Source organism: Pseudomonas sp. LBUM1674 (assembly GCF_059695635.1).
In genome coordinates this window covers 1082982-1099273 of sequence record NZ_CP166779.1, presented here as the reverse complement: position 1 = coordinate 1099273, position 16292 = coordinate 1082982, and the positions used below count along the sequence as shown (strand labels likewise).

Genomic DNA, 16292 nt, shown 5'->3' with positions numbered 1-16292 from the left:
ACGAATCCGCTTCAGAGCAGGCCAAGTTGCTCCGCGGCGGGCTCTCTGTATAGCTCAGGCAGCGGCGGCAGGCCAGGCAATCGCAGCCGCAGTTTTGCGTGGAAACGCTGAGCAAGCTTTGCCGCCAGCAGATTGTCGGCGGTGTGCAGGAAAATATAAGGCGTGCGGCCTTCTTCGATCCACAGGGCGATTTTCTCGACCCAGGGCACCAGGAACGGATCGTTGGCTTCCAGTTGTGGATGGCCGATGAAGCGTATCTGCGGGAACTGAGTAAATGCGGCCGGACGGGGCGGAACCCTGGGCTTTTTCGATTGGGCGTGGAGCACTGACGGGTCGGCCGAGGTGCAGCTGAATAGCGCACGCGGATCGAGGCAGATGCGCTCGACGCCGCGATCCAGCAGCAGGCGATTGAGCCTGCGCTCGGCATCACCTTTGGCGAAGAACGCGTCATGCCGCACTTCGACTGCCAGGGGTCGGTCCACAGCATCGATAAAACCGGCCAGTTCCGACAGTCGTTGAGGCGTGAAGCTTTTCGACAATTGCAGCCACAGCGGCGAAACCCGCTCACCCAAGGGGCTGAGCAATTGCAGGAACGTTTCGGCAGCCGTCAGTTGTTCCCGCAGGTCGCCGCTGTGGCTGATGTCGCCCGGAAACTTGGCGGTAAAGCGAAAGTGTTCCGGCAGGGTGTCGGCCCAGCGCTGCACGGTGGCGGCAGAGGGGCTGGCGTAGAAGGTCGTATTACCTTCCACGGCATTGAACACTTGGGAATAGAGCCTCAGAAACTCGGCGGGCTTGGCGTCTTGCGGATACAGGTAGTCGCGCCAGGCGTTTTCACTCCAGGACGGGCAACCGAGGTAGTAAGGCAGCAGCATCAGATGTACAGGTCGAGACCCAGCACATCCGCATCCCAATCGACAAAACCGGCGGTGCTCAGGTAGCTGGCGAGTGCCGTGGCCACACTTTTGCTCATCGCGCGGTGATAGATCATGTCTTGCTGACGGGCGGGGAGATTGCTCAAGCGTTGCGCGCTGGCTTTGGCGGCGCGGGCGGCCAGTTGTTCTTCGGACGGAAATTCCAGCTCACCGTCGATTTCGACGGATTCGTCGTCAACCACACGGCCTTTGCGAGGCTGGCGCTTGATGGGGTAGGACTGAGAGGAAAGGCCGTCTATACGCATGATGGCGGGCTCGGTATCGATAATGGCAGTTTAGTGGCGCATAACCCACTTCGCAAACAGCCGAGTGCTAACTAGAACACAGAAACGATGAAAGGTTTAAAGCAGGGGTTAAAAACTGACGATTGGCGCTGGCTGGGAGGCCGCCATCGCGGGCAAGTCGGATCGCCGCACCGCCGCTCCCACAGGTCCTGAGGTGCGCTCTGATGTTGTGCTCGACACAGAACCTGTGGGAGCGAGCTTGCTCGCGATTGGACCGACTCGCTCTGAGATATTACCGGGCCTTTGGTGTCGCCACTTTATCGCGCAAATACACCGGCTGCGCCTCATCCGCCACAATCGCTTCACCCCGCTCCCAGGCAAAACGCGCCAGGGTCAGCAGGTCTTCAGCATGAGGCAGCATGCCCGCATCCTGCCCGGTCAGGTTGACCGCAATGCGCTCGGCATAACCCCAGCCGGTGCCCGCACCGAACCAGTCACCGCTGGCATCGGCCGGCAGCGCTGCCGCTTCCGGCGGCAACACCGCCTCATTGCCGACCAGGCGCATCTCCCCTGCCGTCTCGCGGTAGCAGCCCCAATACACCTCGTCCATCCGCGCATCGATGGCGGCTGCGACCTGGCTGACGCCGTGTTCGCGATACGCTCGCTGTGCCAGCACCGCCAGGTTCGACACCGGCAACACCGGGCGATCCAGCGCAAACGCCAGCCCCTGTACCACGCCGATAGCGATCCGCACGCCGGTAAAAGCGCCCGGCCCGCGACCGAAGGCGATGGCATCGACCGCTTGCAAGGTCGTCCCGGCCTCGGCCAGCAATTGCTGAATCATCGGCAACAGCTTCTGCGCATGCAGGCGCGGGATCACCTCGTAATGGCTCGTGACCTTGCCATCATGCAGCAAGGCAACGGAGCAGGCTTCAGTCGCGGTGTCCAGGGCCAGCAAGGTGCTCATCGATGTTTCCGTAAGAGAGGTCAGAAAAAAGTGCGCCAGTATAAACAACTACGGCCCGCAAGCGGGCCGTAGAAGATGAAGCGGTGTTCAGCTCAGCGCTTCGAGCACCTTGCCGGTGATCGCTTCAACCGAACCGACGCCAGCAATGTGGCTGTATTTCGGCTTGCCCTGAGCATTGGCCAGGTTCTGGTAGAAGGCTACCAGCGGCTTGGTCTGGGAATGGTAGACCGACAGGCGATGACGCACGGTTTCTTCGGTGTCGTCCTTGCGCTGCACCAGTGCTTCACCGGTGAGGTCGTCCTGACCTGCGACTTTCGGCGGATTGTAGACGGTGTGGTACACGCGACCGCTGGCCTCGTGAACGCGACGCCCGGCGATACGTTGCACGATCTCTTCGTCGTCGACAGCGATTTCGACCACGTGATCCAGCTCGACACCGGCCTTCACCAGGGCTTCAGCCTGGGGAATGGTGCGCGGGAAGCCGTCAAACAGGAAACCGTTGGCGCAATCGGCCTGGCTGATACGTTCCTTGACCAGATTGATGATCAGGTCATCGGAAACCAGACCACCGCTGTCCATCACGCTCTTGGCGATCAGGCCCAGCTCGGTGCCGGCCTTGACCGCGGCACGCAGCATGTCGCCGGTGGAGATTTGCGGAATGCCGAATTTCTCGGTGATGAACTTAGCCTGAGTACCTTTACCGGCCCCGGGAGCTCCCAGCAGAATGACGCGCATCGATGTGCTCCTCAATTTTTTATAGATACAGATAACGTCAGATTCGCCTCTTGGGGCCAATCTCAAAAAAAGGATCGTGACCGCCCAAACGGCCAAAGGCTGATCAAGATACACAGCAGGCCCTGACCACACAAGCCGCCAAAAGTCGGAGAAACCCGCGCCTGACGTGACCTTTGCGACGGGGTACCCCTAGTCGCAACCCCATCATTAACTGTCGCCTGGCAGCACTTTCCAATCCTCTGCCAGCAGGCACCCGATGCCCGCATCGAGTGCCTGGACCCACGGCAAAAACCTTAGCCGGTATTTCGCAATCCGGCGGCGATCCCCGCCACAGACACCAGCAGCGCCTGTTCTACGGGGCTGCCCTGTGCCACTTCCTGTTGCCGGGAGCGCGCCAATAATTCGGCCTGCAATAGATGAAGCGGGTCAAGGTAAGTGTTGCGCAAGCGGATGAATTCAAGGGTAGCTGGGCTATGTGCCAGTAGCTGAGACTGACCGGTCAGCCCCAGGACCACCGAGCAGGCCTGCGACAATAGGTCGCGTAAATGCGCCCCCAAAGGCAGCAGATTCGGCTCGACCAGACGCTCATCGTAGGACCGGGCGATATCGCTGTCGGCCTTGGCCAGGACCATTTCCAGCATATCGATACGGGTGCGGAAGAACGGCCACTGCTCACGCATCTGTCCCAGCAGCTCGCCTTCGCCGCGCTCCAGTGCCTTGCTCAGGGCGGCTTCCCAGCCGAGCCAGGCCGGCAGCATCAGGCGTGTCTGGGTCCAGCCGAAGATCCACGGGATCGCCCGCAGGCTTTCGATCCCACCCGCGCGGCGCTTGGCCGGACGACTGCCCAACGGCAAGCGTCCCAGCTCCTGTTCCGGCGTGGACTGGCGGAAATACTCGACGAACTGCGGATTTTCCCGCACGACGGCGCGGTAGGCACTGACGCCATCGGCGGCCAATTCGTCCATCAAGTGTCGCCACTCGGGTGTGGGGGGTGGCGGCGGCAGCAAGGTCGCCTCCAGCACTGCCGCCAGGTACAGGTTGAGGTTCTGCTCGGCGATGTCCGGCAGGCCGAATTTGAAACGAATCATTTCCCCCTGCTCGGTGGTCCGGAAACGTCCCGCCACCGAACCCGGCGGCTGCGACAGAATGGCCGCGTGGGCCGGACCGCCACCGCGGCCCACGGTGCCGCCGCGACCGTGGAACAACAGCAGCTCCACGTCGCGTGAGCGGCAGATGTCGACCAGACGCTCCTGCGCCCGATACTGCGCCCAGGCCGCCGCGGTGGTGCCGGCGTCCTTCGCCGAGTCGGAATAACCGATCATCACTTCCTGCGGCCCTTGCAAGCGCGCACGATAGCCCGGCAGCAGCAACAGCTTCTCAATCACCGGACCTGCGTTATCGAGGTCGGCAAGGGTTTCGAACAGCGGCACGACACGCATGGGTCGCAACACGCCGGACTCCTTGAGCAGCAGCTGCACAGCCAGCACGTCGGAAGCGGCACCGGCCATGGAAATCACATAGGAGCCGAGTGAAGCCGCCGGTGCCAAGGCAATTTCCCGGCAGGTCGCCAGTACTTCGGCGGTGTCGGCGGACGGCTTGAAGTACGCTGGCAGCAATGGCCGACGGTTGTTCAGTTCGCGCATCAGGAAGGCGATGCGCTCCTCCTCGCTCCAGTCTTCATACCGACCGAGGCCCAGGTAATCGGTGATTTCGGTCATCGCCGCCGAGTGCCGCGACGAGTCCTGACGCACGTCGAGTCGCACCAGGAACAACCCGAACGTGACCGCCCGGCGCAGGCAATCGAGCAGCGGTCCGTCCGCGATCACGCCCATGCCGCACTCATGCAGCGATTGGTAACACAGCTCCAGCGGATCGAGCAGGTCGCGGTTGTTTTGCAGCACATCGGCCGAAGCGGGAGTGGTTGTCGTCAGGGAGGCGTGAGCCCAGTTACGGGTGGCGCGCAGGCGTTCGCGCAACTGTTTAAGCACCGCACGATAAGGTTCAGCGCTGTCCCCGGCCTTGGCTTTCAGGGCATCGCTGGCTTGCTGCATCGACAATTCTGCAGCGAGGTGATCGACATCTCGCACGTACAAATCCGCCGCCATCCAGCGCGCCAGCAACAAGACTTCACGGGTCACGGCAGCGGTCACGTTGGGGTTGCCGTCCCGGTCGCCGCCCATCCACGAGGCAAAGCGAATCGGCGCGGCCTCCAGTGGCAGGTGCAGGCCCGTGGCGTCATGCAGGGCTTTATCGGCCTTGCGCAAATAATTCGGGATCGCCTGCCACAGCGAATGTTCGATCACCGCGAAACCCCATTTGGCTTCGTCCACAGGCGTCGGCCGGGTACGACGGATTTCTTCGGTGTGCCAGGCTTCGGCGATCAGGCGCTGCAGTTTCGCGTGGATCTGCTCGCGCTCGGCCGTGGTCAGGTCGCGATGGTCCTGGGCCGCCAGTTGCGCGGCGATCGCGTCGTATTTCTGGATTAAGGTGCGGCGCGCCACTTCGGTCGGGTGAGCGGTGAGTACAAGCTCGATCTCCAGCCGACCCAGTTGCCGGGCCAGGGATTCGGCGCCATGACCTTCGGCGCGCAGGCGCGCCAGCAACTCCGGCAGCACCCGCGCTTCGAACGGTGCTGGCTGCGATTCTTCGCGGCGGTGGATCAGCTGATATTGCTCGGCGATGTTGGCCAGGTTGAGAAACTGGTTGAACGCCCGCGCAACCGGCAGCAACTCCTCTTCGCTCAGTTGGTTGAGGCTGGCACTCAGCTCGGCATCCATCGAACCGCGACGGTCGGCCTTGGCGCCCTTGCGGATCTGCTCGATTTTGTCGAGAAAGCCGTCCCCGTACTGTTCACGAATGGTGTTGCCCAACAGCTCACCCAACAGGTGAACGTCCTCGCGCAAGCGTGCATCGATATCGGTCATCAGCAGTTCTCCAGCAAAAAATCCGGGCGGCTAAGATCTTCAAGAGTGCCGCTCCAGACCGGTTCTTACAAGCAAGACGACGAAGGGACTTTAAACCTTGGGCGTTATAGCTAGTCTGAAGAGTAAGCCGTACAACGGCCGCCGCCGGCCAACGCCGGCACTCACCCTGCCTGCCACGAGCAGGCGCGCACTGAGGTCACTATGAAAATCCGCGAGCTTGCCCAACATTGGGAAGAAAACGCCAAGGGTCGCCTGACCGACACCGGCTACAAGATTCATCTGGATGTGGAGGCTGCCGCGCGGCTGGCTGCAATCGTCGAGATGTACCCCAAACGGCAGCCCGAAGAACTCCTCGGCGAGCTGATCGGCGCCGCCCTGGAAGAGCTCGAAAAAAGCTTCCCGTACGTTAAGGGCTCGACCGTCGTGGCCACCGACGAAGAAGGTGATCCGCTGTACGAAGACGTCGGGCCGACGCCACGTTTTCTCGCTTTGTCTCGTCGTCATTTGCAAGACTTGTCGAGCGGTAACGACGAACAGAAACACTGATCCATCCGATACGAAACCTGTGGGAGCGAGCCTGCTCGCGAAAGCTATTCAACATTCAAAGTATAAGTTGCCTGACACACCGCTTTCGCGAGCAGGCTCGCTCCCACATGGATTGCGGTTCCGTTCAAAAATGCGTGTTCCCGGGCCTTGAAACGGTCGGGAATACCGCCACAAATCGCCGAAGTTCCCGCTCCAGAGCCTTGTCCGCCCGGTCAATATTTTTTCCGGCGATGGGCCATCTTCTCTGAACTTTTGAAAAACGCCTCGGGTCACACCCAGTAACCACGCCTGGGACGGCCGTTTCAAAACGCCTCTGAAATTGACGGTTGCGGCTCCATGCCCAGGATGGATTTCAAGTTTTTCAGGAGTTATTCCAATGGAGTTGAAGACCATGAAGACCCGAACTGCCCAATCCCCGTCGACCCACCTGCGCGGCCTGAAACTGGCGGCACTGGCCATCGGCAGCAGCCTGGTCCTGGCCGGTTGCGCCGGTAACCCGCCGACCGAACAATTCGCCGTGACCCAATCCGCCGTGAATGGCGCCGTCAGCGCTGGCGGTACCGAATTCGCCGCAGTGGAAATGAGGTCCGCCCAGGACAAGCTCAAGCAAGCCGAAATCGCTATGCACGACAAGAAGTATGAGGAGGCGAAAATTCTCGCCGAACAGGCCGAGTGGGACGCTCGCGTAGCAGAGCGCAAAGCCCAGGCGATGAAAGCCGAACAGGCTGTGAAGGACTCTCAGAAAGGGGTTCAGGAACTGCGTCAGGAAAGCCAGCGCACCGTGCAATAAGCGGCGCGGCACGACGTATTTTCTTACTCGACTAAAAGGACGAAACCATTATGCGTAAACAATTGATGATCCCTGCCCTGCTGGCTGCAAGTGTTGCACTGGCTGCCTGCTCCACGCCGCCTAACGCGAACCTGGAACAGGCCCGCACCAACTACAGCGGCCTGCAAGCCAACCCACAAGCCAGCAAAGTCGCGGCACTGGAAACCAAGGACGCCAGCGATTACCTGGACAAGGCCGACAAGGCCTACATGGACAAGGAAAACCAGGCCAAGGTCGACCAGCTTGCCTATTTGACCAACCAGCGTGTTGAAGTGGCGAATCAGACTATCGCCCTGCGCACCGCTGAAGCCAACCTGAAGAACGCGTCTGCGCAACGTGCCCAGGCCCGCCTGGATGCCCGCGACCAGCAGATCAAACAGCTGCAGGACAGCCTGAACGCCAAGCAGACCGACCGCGGCACCCTGGTGACCTTCGGTGATGTGCTGTTCGCCACCGACCGGGCTGACCTGAAATCCAGCGGTCTGGTCAACATCAACAAACTGGCACAGTTCCTCCAGGAAAACCCGGACCGCAAGGCGATTGTCGAAGGTTATACCGACAGCACCGGTACGGCTTCGCACAACCAGTCGCTGTCCGAGCGCCGCGCCGGTTCCGTGCGCATGGCCTTGGTAAAAATGGGCGTTGATCCAGCGCGCATCGTTGCCCAGGGTTATGGCAAGGAATATCCGGTTGCTGAAAACGGCAACGCTTCGGGTCGTGCAATGAACCGTCGGGTGGAAGTGACCATTTCCAACGACAACCAGCCGGTGATCCCGCGTTCGGCGGTCAGTTCGAACTAAGCTGGACTTGCTGTAGCAAAAAAGCCCCGCTTGATCTGATCAGGCGGGGCTTTTATTTGGCTATCACTCATCCCCCTGTGGGAGCGAGCTTGCTCCGGGCGGCGTTCCGACGATGAGGGCATAACATTCAACATCAGTGCTGGCTGTTACACCGCCATCGCGAGCAAGCTCGCTCCCACACTGGATCTTCTGTGACTCCAGACCGGGGTTATTGCTCGAGTTTCTGCGGCGTTTCCTGTCCGATGCACCGCACGGCTTTTTTCTTGTTGTTGACCAGCACACCGCTCAGGCCTTTCTGTTCGGTGTCGAACATCACCAGCACGCCATCGATGCATTGGGCCACTTGCGCGGCCGGTTCCAGGGAGACCTTGTAGTCTTCGCCGGGCACGGTCTTGAGCAGGGTGAAGTCGCTGAGCAGCAGCGCATCTTCCGGTTTGGCAAAGTGCAGGTAGCCATACCACCACAGGGCGCCGACGGTGCCGAGGATGCTGCAGATACCGGTGATGATCAGCGGGATGGCGTTACGTTCTTCACTCATTGCGGACTCTCTGGTGGTTCATCTTCGGAATTCGGGGCTGCCGGGTAATTCGGTATCTCGCCCAGGCGGCGCAGGCCGTTGAAATGCTGCGGATCGTCGAGATAGCGCAGCATGACTTGGCGCCAGACCGGGTCGGCGAATGTCTGCACGTGACCACCACGGGTCAGTTGCAGCACCCGCGGCGGCGGCGCAGCTTGATACAGACGGATGCCGTTGGAAAGAGGCACGATCGGATCGTCGATGCTGTGATAGATCAGTTTCGGCACGCCATTGAGTTGTGCCATCGAGTGGATGGCGCTGTCGCCGTCCGGTACCAGCCACGACAGTGGCACCTGGAACGCCCAGAACAGCCATGAATTGCTCAGGGCAAACCGGCCGACGCTGCGGTAACTGGCGGGCACGCCGTCGAGGACAACAGCCTTGAGTTGTTTCTGGCGTTCGGGGTGCTGAACCAGGTAATGCACGGCCATCGAACCGCCAAGGCTCTGGCCCAGCAGGATCAGCGGCTTGCCCTGGACCTCGGGGGCCCGGTCGAGCCATTTGAATGCGGCGTCGATGTCCTGATAGATCGCTGGCAGGCTCGGCTCGCCTTCGGACAGGCCATAACCGCGATAGTCCACCAGCAGCACTTGATAGCCCTGCTTCGGCAGCCACCAACTTCCCCCAAGATGCATGGGCAGATTGCCGCCATTGCCGTGCAGGTGCAGCACTGTGCCTTTGAGCTCGACGCCTTTTTTTGCCGGCAGCCACCAACCGTGCAGCCTGATGCCGTCGGCGGTGGTGAGGGTGACGTCGCGGAATTCGAGTCGGGCTTTTTCCGGGGTGAACAGTTGGCCTGGCTCGGGGTAGAACAGCAAAGAGCTGCAACCGCCCAAGGTCAGGAGAAGGCAGACGATGCCGAGGATTCTCATCCGATGAAACCTCGCAGAAATGGGGTTGGAATACGATCTTGTGGAAAATGAGCGACCTGTGGGAGCGAGCTTGCTCGCGATGGCGGTTAGACATTCAGCATTGATGTCGCCTGGCACACCGCTATCGTCGGAACGCCGCCCGGAGCAAGCTCGCTCCCACAGGGAATGTCGTCAGCCTTAGAGGATATTGGAGTAATCCGCCTCGATCCGGTCCAGGCTCAGGTGATTGAGGAAGTTGGAGAAGCACATCCACGCCGACAGCGCGTTCATGTCACGGAACTGCTCCGGCAAGTATTTGGGCGGCACGACCAATCCTTCATCCACCAGCTGACGCAAGGTGCGCATGTCTTCCAGCGTGGTCTTGCCGCAAAACAACAGCGGTATCTGCTCCAGCTTGCCCTTACGCACGGCCAACTGAATGTAGTTGTAGACCATGATAAAGCCCTTGAGGTAGGACAAGTCTTTGGTAAATGGCAGGCCTGTCGGCACCGAACCGCGGAACACGCGACTGGCGTTGCCATAGCTTTCGGCCATTTCGAAGCCCTGCTCGCGGAAGAACTCGAAGATCTGCAGGAAGTCGGCGCCCTCCTCCACCATATGAATGGCACGGGTGCGGTTGGTGAGTTTGCGCAGGCGACTCGGGTAAGAGGCGAAGGCGATGATTTCCATCAGGATCGCCAGGCCTTCCTGGGTCACCGTCGACGACGGTGGGCCCTTGGACAGGAAGGTGCAGATTGGCTGGTTCAGACCATTGAGCGTGGTGCCCACATGCACCAGCCCTTCGTGGACTTCCAGGGCGCGCACGTCACGCTCGTTGAACATCGCGTCGGTGCGGATCTTGATGTAGTCGGCGCCGGCCGCCGCATCGGCCACGATGCCGTCGGACTCGAACACCCGAATGGTGTCCTCGGCCTCGCCAAACACCTTGCTTAACCGGGTTTGCAATAAATCCACGGCGTCCTTGGCGGTGAGGGTCTTCGGTTCGTCTTTGAGGTCTCCGCGGCCGTCGATGTTGTTCAGGTAATCGGAGAGCATCAGGCCCAGGTCGGACAGGGTCGGGTCGCCCGCATGGAATGCGTCGGACGCGGCGCCATACAGTTCCTGGGAAATCAGGCCGAAATCCTCGGTGCCACGCGCTTCGAGCATGCGCACCACCATGCGGTATTCCTTGCACATGCGGCGCATGATCTGGCCAACCGGGTTGAACTGGCCGAGCTGACGGGTGATGTCGCGTTCGATGTTCTGGAATTCCAGCTTCACTTTGCTGGAGTCGAAGGACAGCGGCCGGTTCAAGTAATAATCGCGGTCCACTGCCGGCATTTCCTTGCCCTTGGCCTTGAGGAAACCCTTGCGAATGGTGTCGTCCCACTTGACCGCATCGAGGACGCGAATCGGCGTCTGTGCCAGCACAATGCGATCGGATAAAATGCGTATCGACTGCTGGTAATCGTCCACCCGAAACTCCTGTAGAAAAACCGTTACGTGCTGGGTTATTTGGCTTTGGCCAGGCGCTGATAGCGCACCGCCTCGACGAACACATCGGAATTGGCCGGATCATCGAGGTAGGCGAACACCTGGTTCATGCCGGTGTTGATCAGCACGCCATCGCCATCGTCAGTCTGGAAGCCTTCGCCGCTGAGGACTTTCTGCCCCAGGGCCTGGTTGATCTGCTCGAGGTCGAGGCTGTAGACCACCAGTTCCTGCTTATCGGTGAGTTCGAATCCGGCGATGATGAAATGTCCGCCGAACTGCGCCGGTACCTTCGCTGACAGATACCAGCGGCTGCCATGGCGCGATACCGTGAAGGGATAGGCTTCGCGCTCCCGGGGTTTGGCCTTGAAATAGCTGACCGCCTGATAGCGATTGGCACTGATGCGTGTCAATTCCAGGTTCATCGGTTCGCCCCAGGCGTTGGTGCTGGTCCATTTGCCGAGCAACCCTTTGGGCGCGGGGTCGCTGGCAGGCAGCGGCTCCTTGAAAGTCACCAGACAGCCACTGAGCAGCAGGAACGACAAGGCGATCACAACGACACGCCAGGCTTTCATTCAACACTCCCTATGAACACGCGGACCTCAAGTGGCCACTTACCCTGTGGGAGCGAGCTTGCTCGCGATAGCGGTGTGTCAGGCGACATGGATGTCGAATGATAAACCGTCATCGCGAGCAAGCTCGCTCCCACAGGGGTGTGGATTCCCAAAGGGGATTACACCGACGCCAGTACCAGGTGCATATACCGCGTGAGGATACCGAGCATTTCGGCTTCGGCGGCAGGCTCGGCGTCGTTGAGCAGGCCCTGATATTCCATCCGTCCGATAATCGCCGTCAACACTTTGGCATCCTGTTGTGGCTCGCGGGAACCCAATACCTCGAAAAAGTGGCAGGTGCCCTGCAGCAGAATTTGCTGGTGCGAGCGCACCAGCTTCGCCAGGCGCGGGTTCAACAACGCCTCCTGGCGGAATGCCTGCTCGGCCATCAAGTGTTCGCGACGGTTCTGCAGTTGACGATGAACATAGTCGGACGTCAGCCGCGCAATGTCGTCTGCCAGTTGTGAACGGGACTCGGGACTGCCATCGCCATAGGCGACCATCTCACGCAGCAGGCCTTCATTGCTGGCCCACAACTTGGCCATGAATGCCGCGCTGCGCTCCACGTATTGGGCGAAGGTATCGGTGAGCAGGTCATCGATATCCTTGAAGTAGTAAGTGGTGGCCGACAGCGGCACTCCGGCCTCGGCGGCCACCGCACGATGCCGTACGGCCCGCACGCCATCGCGCACGACAATGCGCATCGCCGCATCGAGAATGTCCTGTCGACGCTGCTCGCTGCCCTGCCGGCTGGCCTTGCGACCCTGGTACTGAACACTTTCAGCGACCGCAGTGGCGATACCCGCTGCTCCCTCTTGAGCCATTGCACGGTTCACGACAGGTATTCCTCTCTTAATTCAAAAGTAACCAATTGATACGTTTGTACCAGACAGGCAATAAAAAGCCGCCCATTTCGGGCGGCTTTTTAATTGAAACACTTACGCTTGCGGCCGCATGTGCGGGAACAGGATCACGTCGCGGATCGACGGGGAGTTGGTCAGCAGCATCACCAGGCGGTCGATGCCGATCCCTTCACCGGCCGTTGGCGGCATGCCGTACTCCAGCGCGCGAACGAAGTCGGCGTCGTAGTGCATGGCTTCGTCGTCGCCGGCGTCCTTGTCGGCCACCTGCGCCATGAAGCGCTCGGCCTGGTCTTCCGCGTCGTTCAACTCGGAATAGGCGTTGGCGATTTCACGGCCGCCGATGAACAGCTCGAAACGGTCGGTGACGTTCGGGTTCTCGTCGTTGCGACGGGCCAGCGGCGACACTTCGAACGGGTACTGAGTGATGAAGTGCGGCTGCTCCAGCTTGTGCTCGACCAGCTCTTCGAAAATCATCACCTGCAGCTTGCCCAGACCTTCGAAGCCCAGCACCTTGGCCCCGGCCTTCTTGGCGATGGCGCGGGCCTTGTCGATGTCGTTCAGGTCGTCAGCGGTCAACTCAGGGTTGTATTTGAGGATCGAGTCGAACACCGACAGACGCACGAACGGTTCGCCGAAGTGGAACACTTTGTCGCCGTAAGGCACGTCGGTGCTGCCCAGGACCAGCTGCGCCAGTTCGCGGAACAGTTCTTCGGTCAGGTCCATGTTGTCTTCGTAGTCGGCGTAAGCCTGGTAGAACTCCAACATGGTGAACTCAGGGTTGTGCCGAGTCGAAACGCCTTCGTTACGGAAGTTGCGGTTGATCTCGAACACTTTCTCGAAGCCGCCGACAACGAGGCGCTTGAGGTACAGCTCCGGTGCGATACGCAGGAACATTTCCATGTCCAGCGCATTGTGGTGAGTCTCGAACGGCTTGGCCGCCGCGCCACCCGGGATGGTTTGCAACATTGGCGTTTCGACTTCGAGGAAGTCACGCTGCATCAGGAAGCTGCGGATGTGCGCAATCACTTGCGAACGCACGCGGAACGTCTGGCGCACGTCTTCGTTGACGATCAGGTCAACGTAGCGCTGGCGATAGCGCTGCTCGGTGTCGGTCAGGCCGTGGTGCTTGTCCGGCAGCGGACGCAGGGATTTGGTCAGCAGGCGCACGTGGGTCATTTCGACGTACAGGTCGCCTTTGCCGGAACGGGCCAGGGTACCTTCAGCGGCGATGATGTCGCCCATGTCCCAGGTTTTCACCGCCGCCAGGGTTTCTTCGGACAGGGTTTTACGGTTGACGTAAACCTGAATCCGCCCGGACATGTCCTGGATCACCATGAACGAACCACGGTTGAGCATGATGCGACCGGCAACCTTGACCGGGATTGCAGCCTCTGCCAGCTCTTCCTTGGTCTTGTCCGCGTATTGCTTCTGCAAATCTTCGCAGTAGTTGTCACGGCGGAAGTCATTCGGGAAGGCATTGCCCTTGGCGCGCTCGGCAGCCAGCTTTTCCTTGCGCAGGGCGATCAGGGAGTTTTCTTCCTGTTGCAGGGCTTGCGGGTCGAGTTGTAGGTCGCTCATGTCTTTAAATATTCCATCACAGGTTCGTTGCCCCCAGGCCTGCGGCCCGGGGATCGCCGGCAAGCCGGCTCCTACAGGGATCGCGCTGTGTCAGCCGATCCTGTATCGCATGTCTTACAGGCCTTGTTTCAGGCTCGCTATCAGGTAGTCGTCGATGTCGCCGTCAAGCACCTTGTCGCAGTCGCTGCGTTCGATGTTGGTGCGCAAATCCTTGATTCGCGACGCATCGAGCACGTAGGAGCGAATCTGGTGACCCCAGCCGATGTCCGACTTGGTGTCTTCCAGGGCTTGCGAGGCAGCGTTGCGCTTCTGCACTTCCTGCTCGTACAAGCGCGCCCGCAGCATTTTCATCGCGGTGTCTTTGTTGGCGTGCTGGGAGCGTTCGTTCTGGCAGCTGACCACAGTGTTGGACGGTACGTGGGTGATACGTACGGCCGAGTCGGTGGTGTTTACGTGTTGACCACCGGCACCGGAGGAGCGGTAGGTATCGATGCGCAGGTCCGACGGGTTGATGTCGATTTCGATGTTGTCATCGATTTCCGGCGACACGAACACGGCCGAGAACGAGGTGTGACGACGGTTGCCGGAATCGAACGGGCTCTTGCGCACCAGACGGTGCACGCCGATTTCGGTCCGCAGCCAGCCAAAGGCGTATTCGCCCTTGATGTGCACGGTAGCACCCTTGATCCCGGCGACTTCACCGGCGGACAGCTCCATGATGGTCGCATCGAAGCCGCGCTTGTCGGCCCAGCGCAGGTACATGCGCAGCAGGATGTTGGCCCAGTCCTGGGCCTCGGTGCCGCCGGAGCCCGCCTGGATATCCAGGTAGGCGTTATTGGCATCCATCTCGCCGCTGAACATACGACGGAATTCGAGTTTTTCCAGGGACTCGCGCAGACGCTCGACTTCGGCAGCGACGTCATCGACGGCGGCCTGGTCTTCTTCTTCGGCGGACATCAGCAGCAGGTCCTTGGCATCGGCCAGGCCACTGTGCATTTCGTCGAGGGTTTCGACGATCTGAGCCAGCAGGGACCGCTCGCGGCCCAGTTCCTGAGCGTACGACGGGTTGTTCCAGACAGACGGATCTTCAAGCTCGCGATTGACTTCAGTCAGACGCTCATGCTTTTGATCGTAGTCAAAGATACCCCCGAATAGTTTCGGAGCGCTCGGACAGGTCCTTGATGCTGTTAAGGATCGGGTTGATTTCCATGGCGGGCAGCACTCGTTGGCGAACTTTTGAAAGCCGGCGAGTATACCGTAATCAGGCTGTCACGGCAGCCCGCCTGGCGGCTTTAGCGGCGAATGAACCCTATGATTCATTCAATCCCCACCTGATTACGCCCATTGTGCTTCGCCAGGTACAGCCCCTTGTCCGCCGCCAGGATCAACTGCCGGCAATCGCCGCCCTGCTGCGGCGTGATCGTCGACAGGCCGATGCTGATGGTCAGGCTCGACCCTTCGACCGGGGAAATGTGCGCAATCTTCAGTGCGGCCACGGACTGGCGGAGTTTTTCCGCCACCAGCCGCGCGCCGCCCGGCGAAGTGTTGGGCAGGACCAGGGCGAATTCTTCGCCGCCGTAACGGGCTGGCAGGTCCGAGGGCCGGGCGCTGGCGTCACGGATTGCCGTGGCCACCTTGCGCAGGGCTTCATCGCCGTCCAGGTGGCCGAAGCTGTCGTTGAAAGACTTGAAATAGTCGACATCGATCATCAGCAACGACAGCTGACTCTGGTCACGCAGCGAGCGGCGCCACTCCAGCTCCAGGTATTCATCGAAATGCCGGCGGTTCGACAGCCCGGTCAGGCCGTCGGAGTTCATCAAGCGCTGCAGCACCAGGTTGGTGTCGAGCAATTGCTGCTGGCTGACCCGTAGCGCCCGGTACGCCGCGTCACGCTGCAGCAGGGTCATGTAGGAACGCGAGTGATAGCGAATGCGCGCCACCAGTTCGATGTTGTCCGGCAGCTTGACCAGGTAATCATTGGCCCCGGCCGCAAACGCCGCGCTCTTGATCAGCGGTTCTTCCTTGGTCGACAGGACGATGATCGGAATATCCTTGGTCGCCGGATGATTGCGGTATTCGCGCACCAGGCTCAGGCCATCGAGCCCGGGCATGACCAGGTCCTGCAGGATCACCGTCGGCTTGATGCGAATCGCCTGGGCGATGGCCTGGTGCGGGTCGGCGCAAAAGTGGAAGTCGATATTGTCTTCATTCGACAAGCCGCGGCGCACCGCCTCGCCGATCATCGCCTGATCGTCTACCAACAACACCATGGCGGCGTTTTCGTCGGTTTTGGAACCGTCGAGCTGTAAGTCATTCATGTGCGGTCACCTGAGTACTGCCTGGGCCGGGATTGCTGTTAAA

16 protein-coding genes are annotated in these 16292 nt (G+C 60.4%); 3 read left to right on the top strand and 13 right to left on the bottom strand.

Annotated elements, in window-relative coordinates; all coding sequences use genetic code 11:
• Nucleotides 1–11: 11 nt before the first annotated feature.
• From ACA067_RS05055 to ppc, 5 genes are all read right to left on the bottom strand, one after another.
• Entirely contained in the window at nucleotides 12–872 is an 861-nt protein-coding gene (locus ACA067_RS05055; protein WP_497460855.1) for a DUF72 domain-containing protein, read from the bottom strand.
• On the bottom strand, nucleotides 872–1177 hold the full coding sequence (locus ACA067_RS05050; RefSeq protein ID WP_497460854.1) for a hypothetical protein: 306 nt from the start codon (nucleotides 1175–1177) through the stop codon (nucleotides 872–874). The genes ACA067_RS05055 and ACA067_RS05050 overlap by 1 nt, the downstream gene beginning before the upstream one ends.
• A 271-nt stretch (nucleotides 1178–1448) precedes the next feature.
• A complete protein-coding gene (tsaB, locus tag ACA067_RS05045; RefSeq protein ID WP_497460853.1) occupies nucleotides 1449–2123 on the bottom strand; it encodes a tRNA (adenosine(37)-N6)-threonylcarbamoyltransferase complex dimerization subunit type 1 TsaB in 675 nt (224 codons plus the stop codon).
• 87 nt (nucleotides 2124–2210) lie between these two features.
• Nucleotides 2211–2858: an adenylate kinase gene (gene adk / locus ACA067_RS05040; RefSeq protein ID WP_497460852.1), complete on the bottom strand. Its 648-nt coding sequence runs from the start codon at nucleotides 2856–2858 to the stop codon at nucleotides 2211–2213.
• Nucleotides 2859–3151: 293 nt separating this feature from the next.
• The gene (ppc, locus tag ACA067_RS05035) at nucleotides 3152–5782 is read right to left on the bottom strand and encodes a phosphoenolpyruvate carboxylase (protein ID WP_497460851.1); all 2631 of its coding nucleotides are present in this window, start codon (nucleotides 5780–5782) and stop codon (nucleotides 3152–3154) included.
• A 201-nt stretch (nucleotides 5783–5983) separates the two neighbouring features.
• Here ppc and ACA067_RS05030 point away from each other — a divergent pair, with 201 nt between their 5' ends.
• From ACA067_RS05030 to lptF, 3 genes are all read left to right on the top strand, one after another.
• Nucleotides 5984–6328, top strand: coding sequence for a pilin assembly protein (locus ACA067_RS05030; RefSeq protein ID WP_497460850.1), 345 nt, complete (start codon nucleotides 5984–5986; stop codon nucleotides 6326–6328).
• A gap of 376 nt (nucleotides 6329–6704) precedes the next feature.
• On the top strand, nucleotides 6705–7118 hold the full coding sequence (locus ACA067_RS05025; RefSeq protein WP_497460849.1) for a DUF4398 domain-containing protein: 414 nt from the start codon (nucleotides 6705–6707) through the stop codon (nucleotides 7116–7118).
• 50 nt (nucleotides 7119–7168) lie between these two features.
• The gene (lptF, locus tag ACA067_RS05020; protein WP_497460848.1) at nucleotides 7169–7957 is read left to right on the top strand and encodes a lipotoxin F family OmpA-related lipoprotein LptF; all 789 of its coding nucleotides are present in this window, start codon (nucleotides 7169–7171) and stop codon (nucleotides 7955–7957) included.
• 208 nt (nucleotides 7958–8165) lie between these two features.
• Here lptF and ACA067_RS05015 read toward each other — a convergent pair whose 3' ends face one another.
• The 8 genes from ACA067_RS05015 to ACA067_RS04980 all read right to left on the bottom strand — a co-directional run bounded on the left by ACA067_RS05015 (nucleotide 8166) and on the right by ACA067_RS04980 (nucleotide 16249).
• A complete protein-coding gene (locus ACA067_RS05015) occupies nucleotides 8166–8495 on the bottom strand; it encodes a PA3694 family proteiin (protein WP_497455470.1) in 330 nt (109 codons plus the stop codon).
• Complete coding sequence (locus tag ACA067_RS05010) at nucleotides 8492–9406, bottom strand: alpha/beta hydrolase (protein WP_497460847.1); 915 nt, start codon at nucleotides 9404–9406, stop codon at nucleotides 8492–8494. Before ACA067_RS05010 ends, ACA067_RS05015 begins: the two co-directional genes overlap by 4 nt.
• Nucleotides 9407–9583: 177 nt before the next feature.
• Nucleotides 9584–10861, bottom strand: a complete 1278-nt coding sequence (locus ACA067_RS05005) for a flavohemoglobin expression-modulating QEGLA motif protein (RefSeq protein WP_497460846.1) — start codon at nucleotides 10859–10861, stop codon at nucleotides 9584–9586.
• A 35-nt stretch (nucleotides 10862–10896) separates the two neighbouring features.
• Entirely contained in the window at nucleotides 10897–11451 is a 555-nt protein-coding gene (locus ACA067_RS05000) for a hypothetical protein (RefSeq protein ID WP_497460845.1), read from the bottom strand.
• A 158-nt stretch (nucleotides 11452–11609) separates the two neighbouring features.
• Entirely contained in the window at nucleotides 11610–12326 is a 717-nt protein-coding gene (locus tag ACA067_RS04995; protein ID WP_497460844.1) for a TetR/AcrR family transcriptional regulator, read from the bottom strand.
• 102 nt (nucleotides 12327–12428) lie between these two features.
• On the bottom strand, nucleotides 12429–13931 hold the full coding sequence (lysS, locus tag ACA067_RS04990) for a lysine--tRNA ligase (protein WP_497460843.1): 1503 nt from the start codon (nucleotides 13929–13931) through the stop codon (nucleotides 12429–12431).
• Nucleotides 13932–14045: 114 nt separating this feature from the next.
• A protein-coding gene (gene prfB / locus ACA067_RS04985; protein WP_102136387.1) for a peptide chain release factor 2 occupies nucleotides 14046–15141 on the bottom strand; the annotation gives its coding sequence in 2 pieces (ribosomal slippage) (nucleotides 14046–15068 and nucleotides 15070–15141; 1095 coding nt in all).
• A 106-nt stretch (nucleotides 15142–15247) separates the two neighbouring features.
• A complete protein-coding gene (locus ACA067_RS04980) occupies nucleotides 15248–16249 on the bottom strand; it encodes a diguanylate cyclase (RefSeq protein ID WP_497460842.1) in 1002 nt (333 codons plus the stop codon).
• Between the last annotated feature and the right edge of the window lie 43 nt (nucleotides 16250–16292).

Coding starts and splice junctions, on each gene's coding strand:
- ACA067_RS05055 (WP_497460855.1), bottom strand. CDS start 872: ATGCTGCTGCCTTACTACCTCGGTTGCCCGTCCTGGAGTGAAAACGCC.
- ACA067_RS05050 (WP_497460854.1), bottom strand. CDS start 1,177: ATGCGTATAGACGGCCTTTCCTCTCAGTCCTACCCCATCAAGCGCCAG.
- tsaB (WP_497460853.1), bottom strand. CDS start 2,123: ATGAGCACCTTGCTGGCCCTGGACACCGCGACTGAAGCCTGCTCCGTT.
- adk (WP_497460852.1), bottom strand. CDS start 2,858: ATGCGCGTCATTCTGCTGGGAGCTCCCGGGGCCGGTAAAGGTACTCAG.
- ppc (WP_497460851.1), bottom strand. CDS start 5,782: ATGACCGATATCGATGCACGCTTGCGCGAGGACGTTCACCTGTTGGGT.
- ACA067_RS05030 (WP_497460850.1), top strand. CDS start 5,984: ATGAAAATCCGCGAGCTTGCCCAACATTGGGAAGAAAACGCCAAGGGT.
- ACA067_RS05025 (WP_497460849.1), top strand. CDS start 6,705: ATGGAGTTGAAGACCATGAAGACCCGAACTGCCCAATCCCCGTCGACC.
- lptF (WP_497460848.1), top strand. CDS start 7,169: ATGCGTAAACAATTGATGATCCCTGCCCTGCTGGCTGCAAGTGTTGCA.
- ACA067_RS05015 (WP_497455470.1), bottom strand. CDS start 8,495: ATGAGTGAAGAACGTAACGCCATCCCGCTGATCATCACCGGTATCTGC.
- ACA067_RS05010 (WP_497460847.1), bottom strand. CDS start 9,406: ATGAGAATCCTCGGCATCGTCTGCCTTCTCCTGACCTTGGGCGGTTGC.
- ACA067_RS05000 (WP_497460845.1), bottom strand. CDS start 11,451: ATGAAAGCCTGGCGTGTCGTTGTGATCGCCTTGTCGTTCCTGCTGCTC.
- lysS (WP_497460843.1), bottom strand. CDS start 13,931: ATGAGCGACCTACAACTCGACCCGCAAGCCCTGCAACAGGAAGAAAAC.
- ACA067_RS04980 (WP_497460842.1), bottom strand. CDS start 16,249: ATGAATGACTTACAGCTCGACGGTTCCAAAACCGACGAAAACGCCGCC.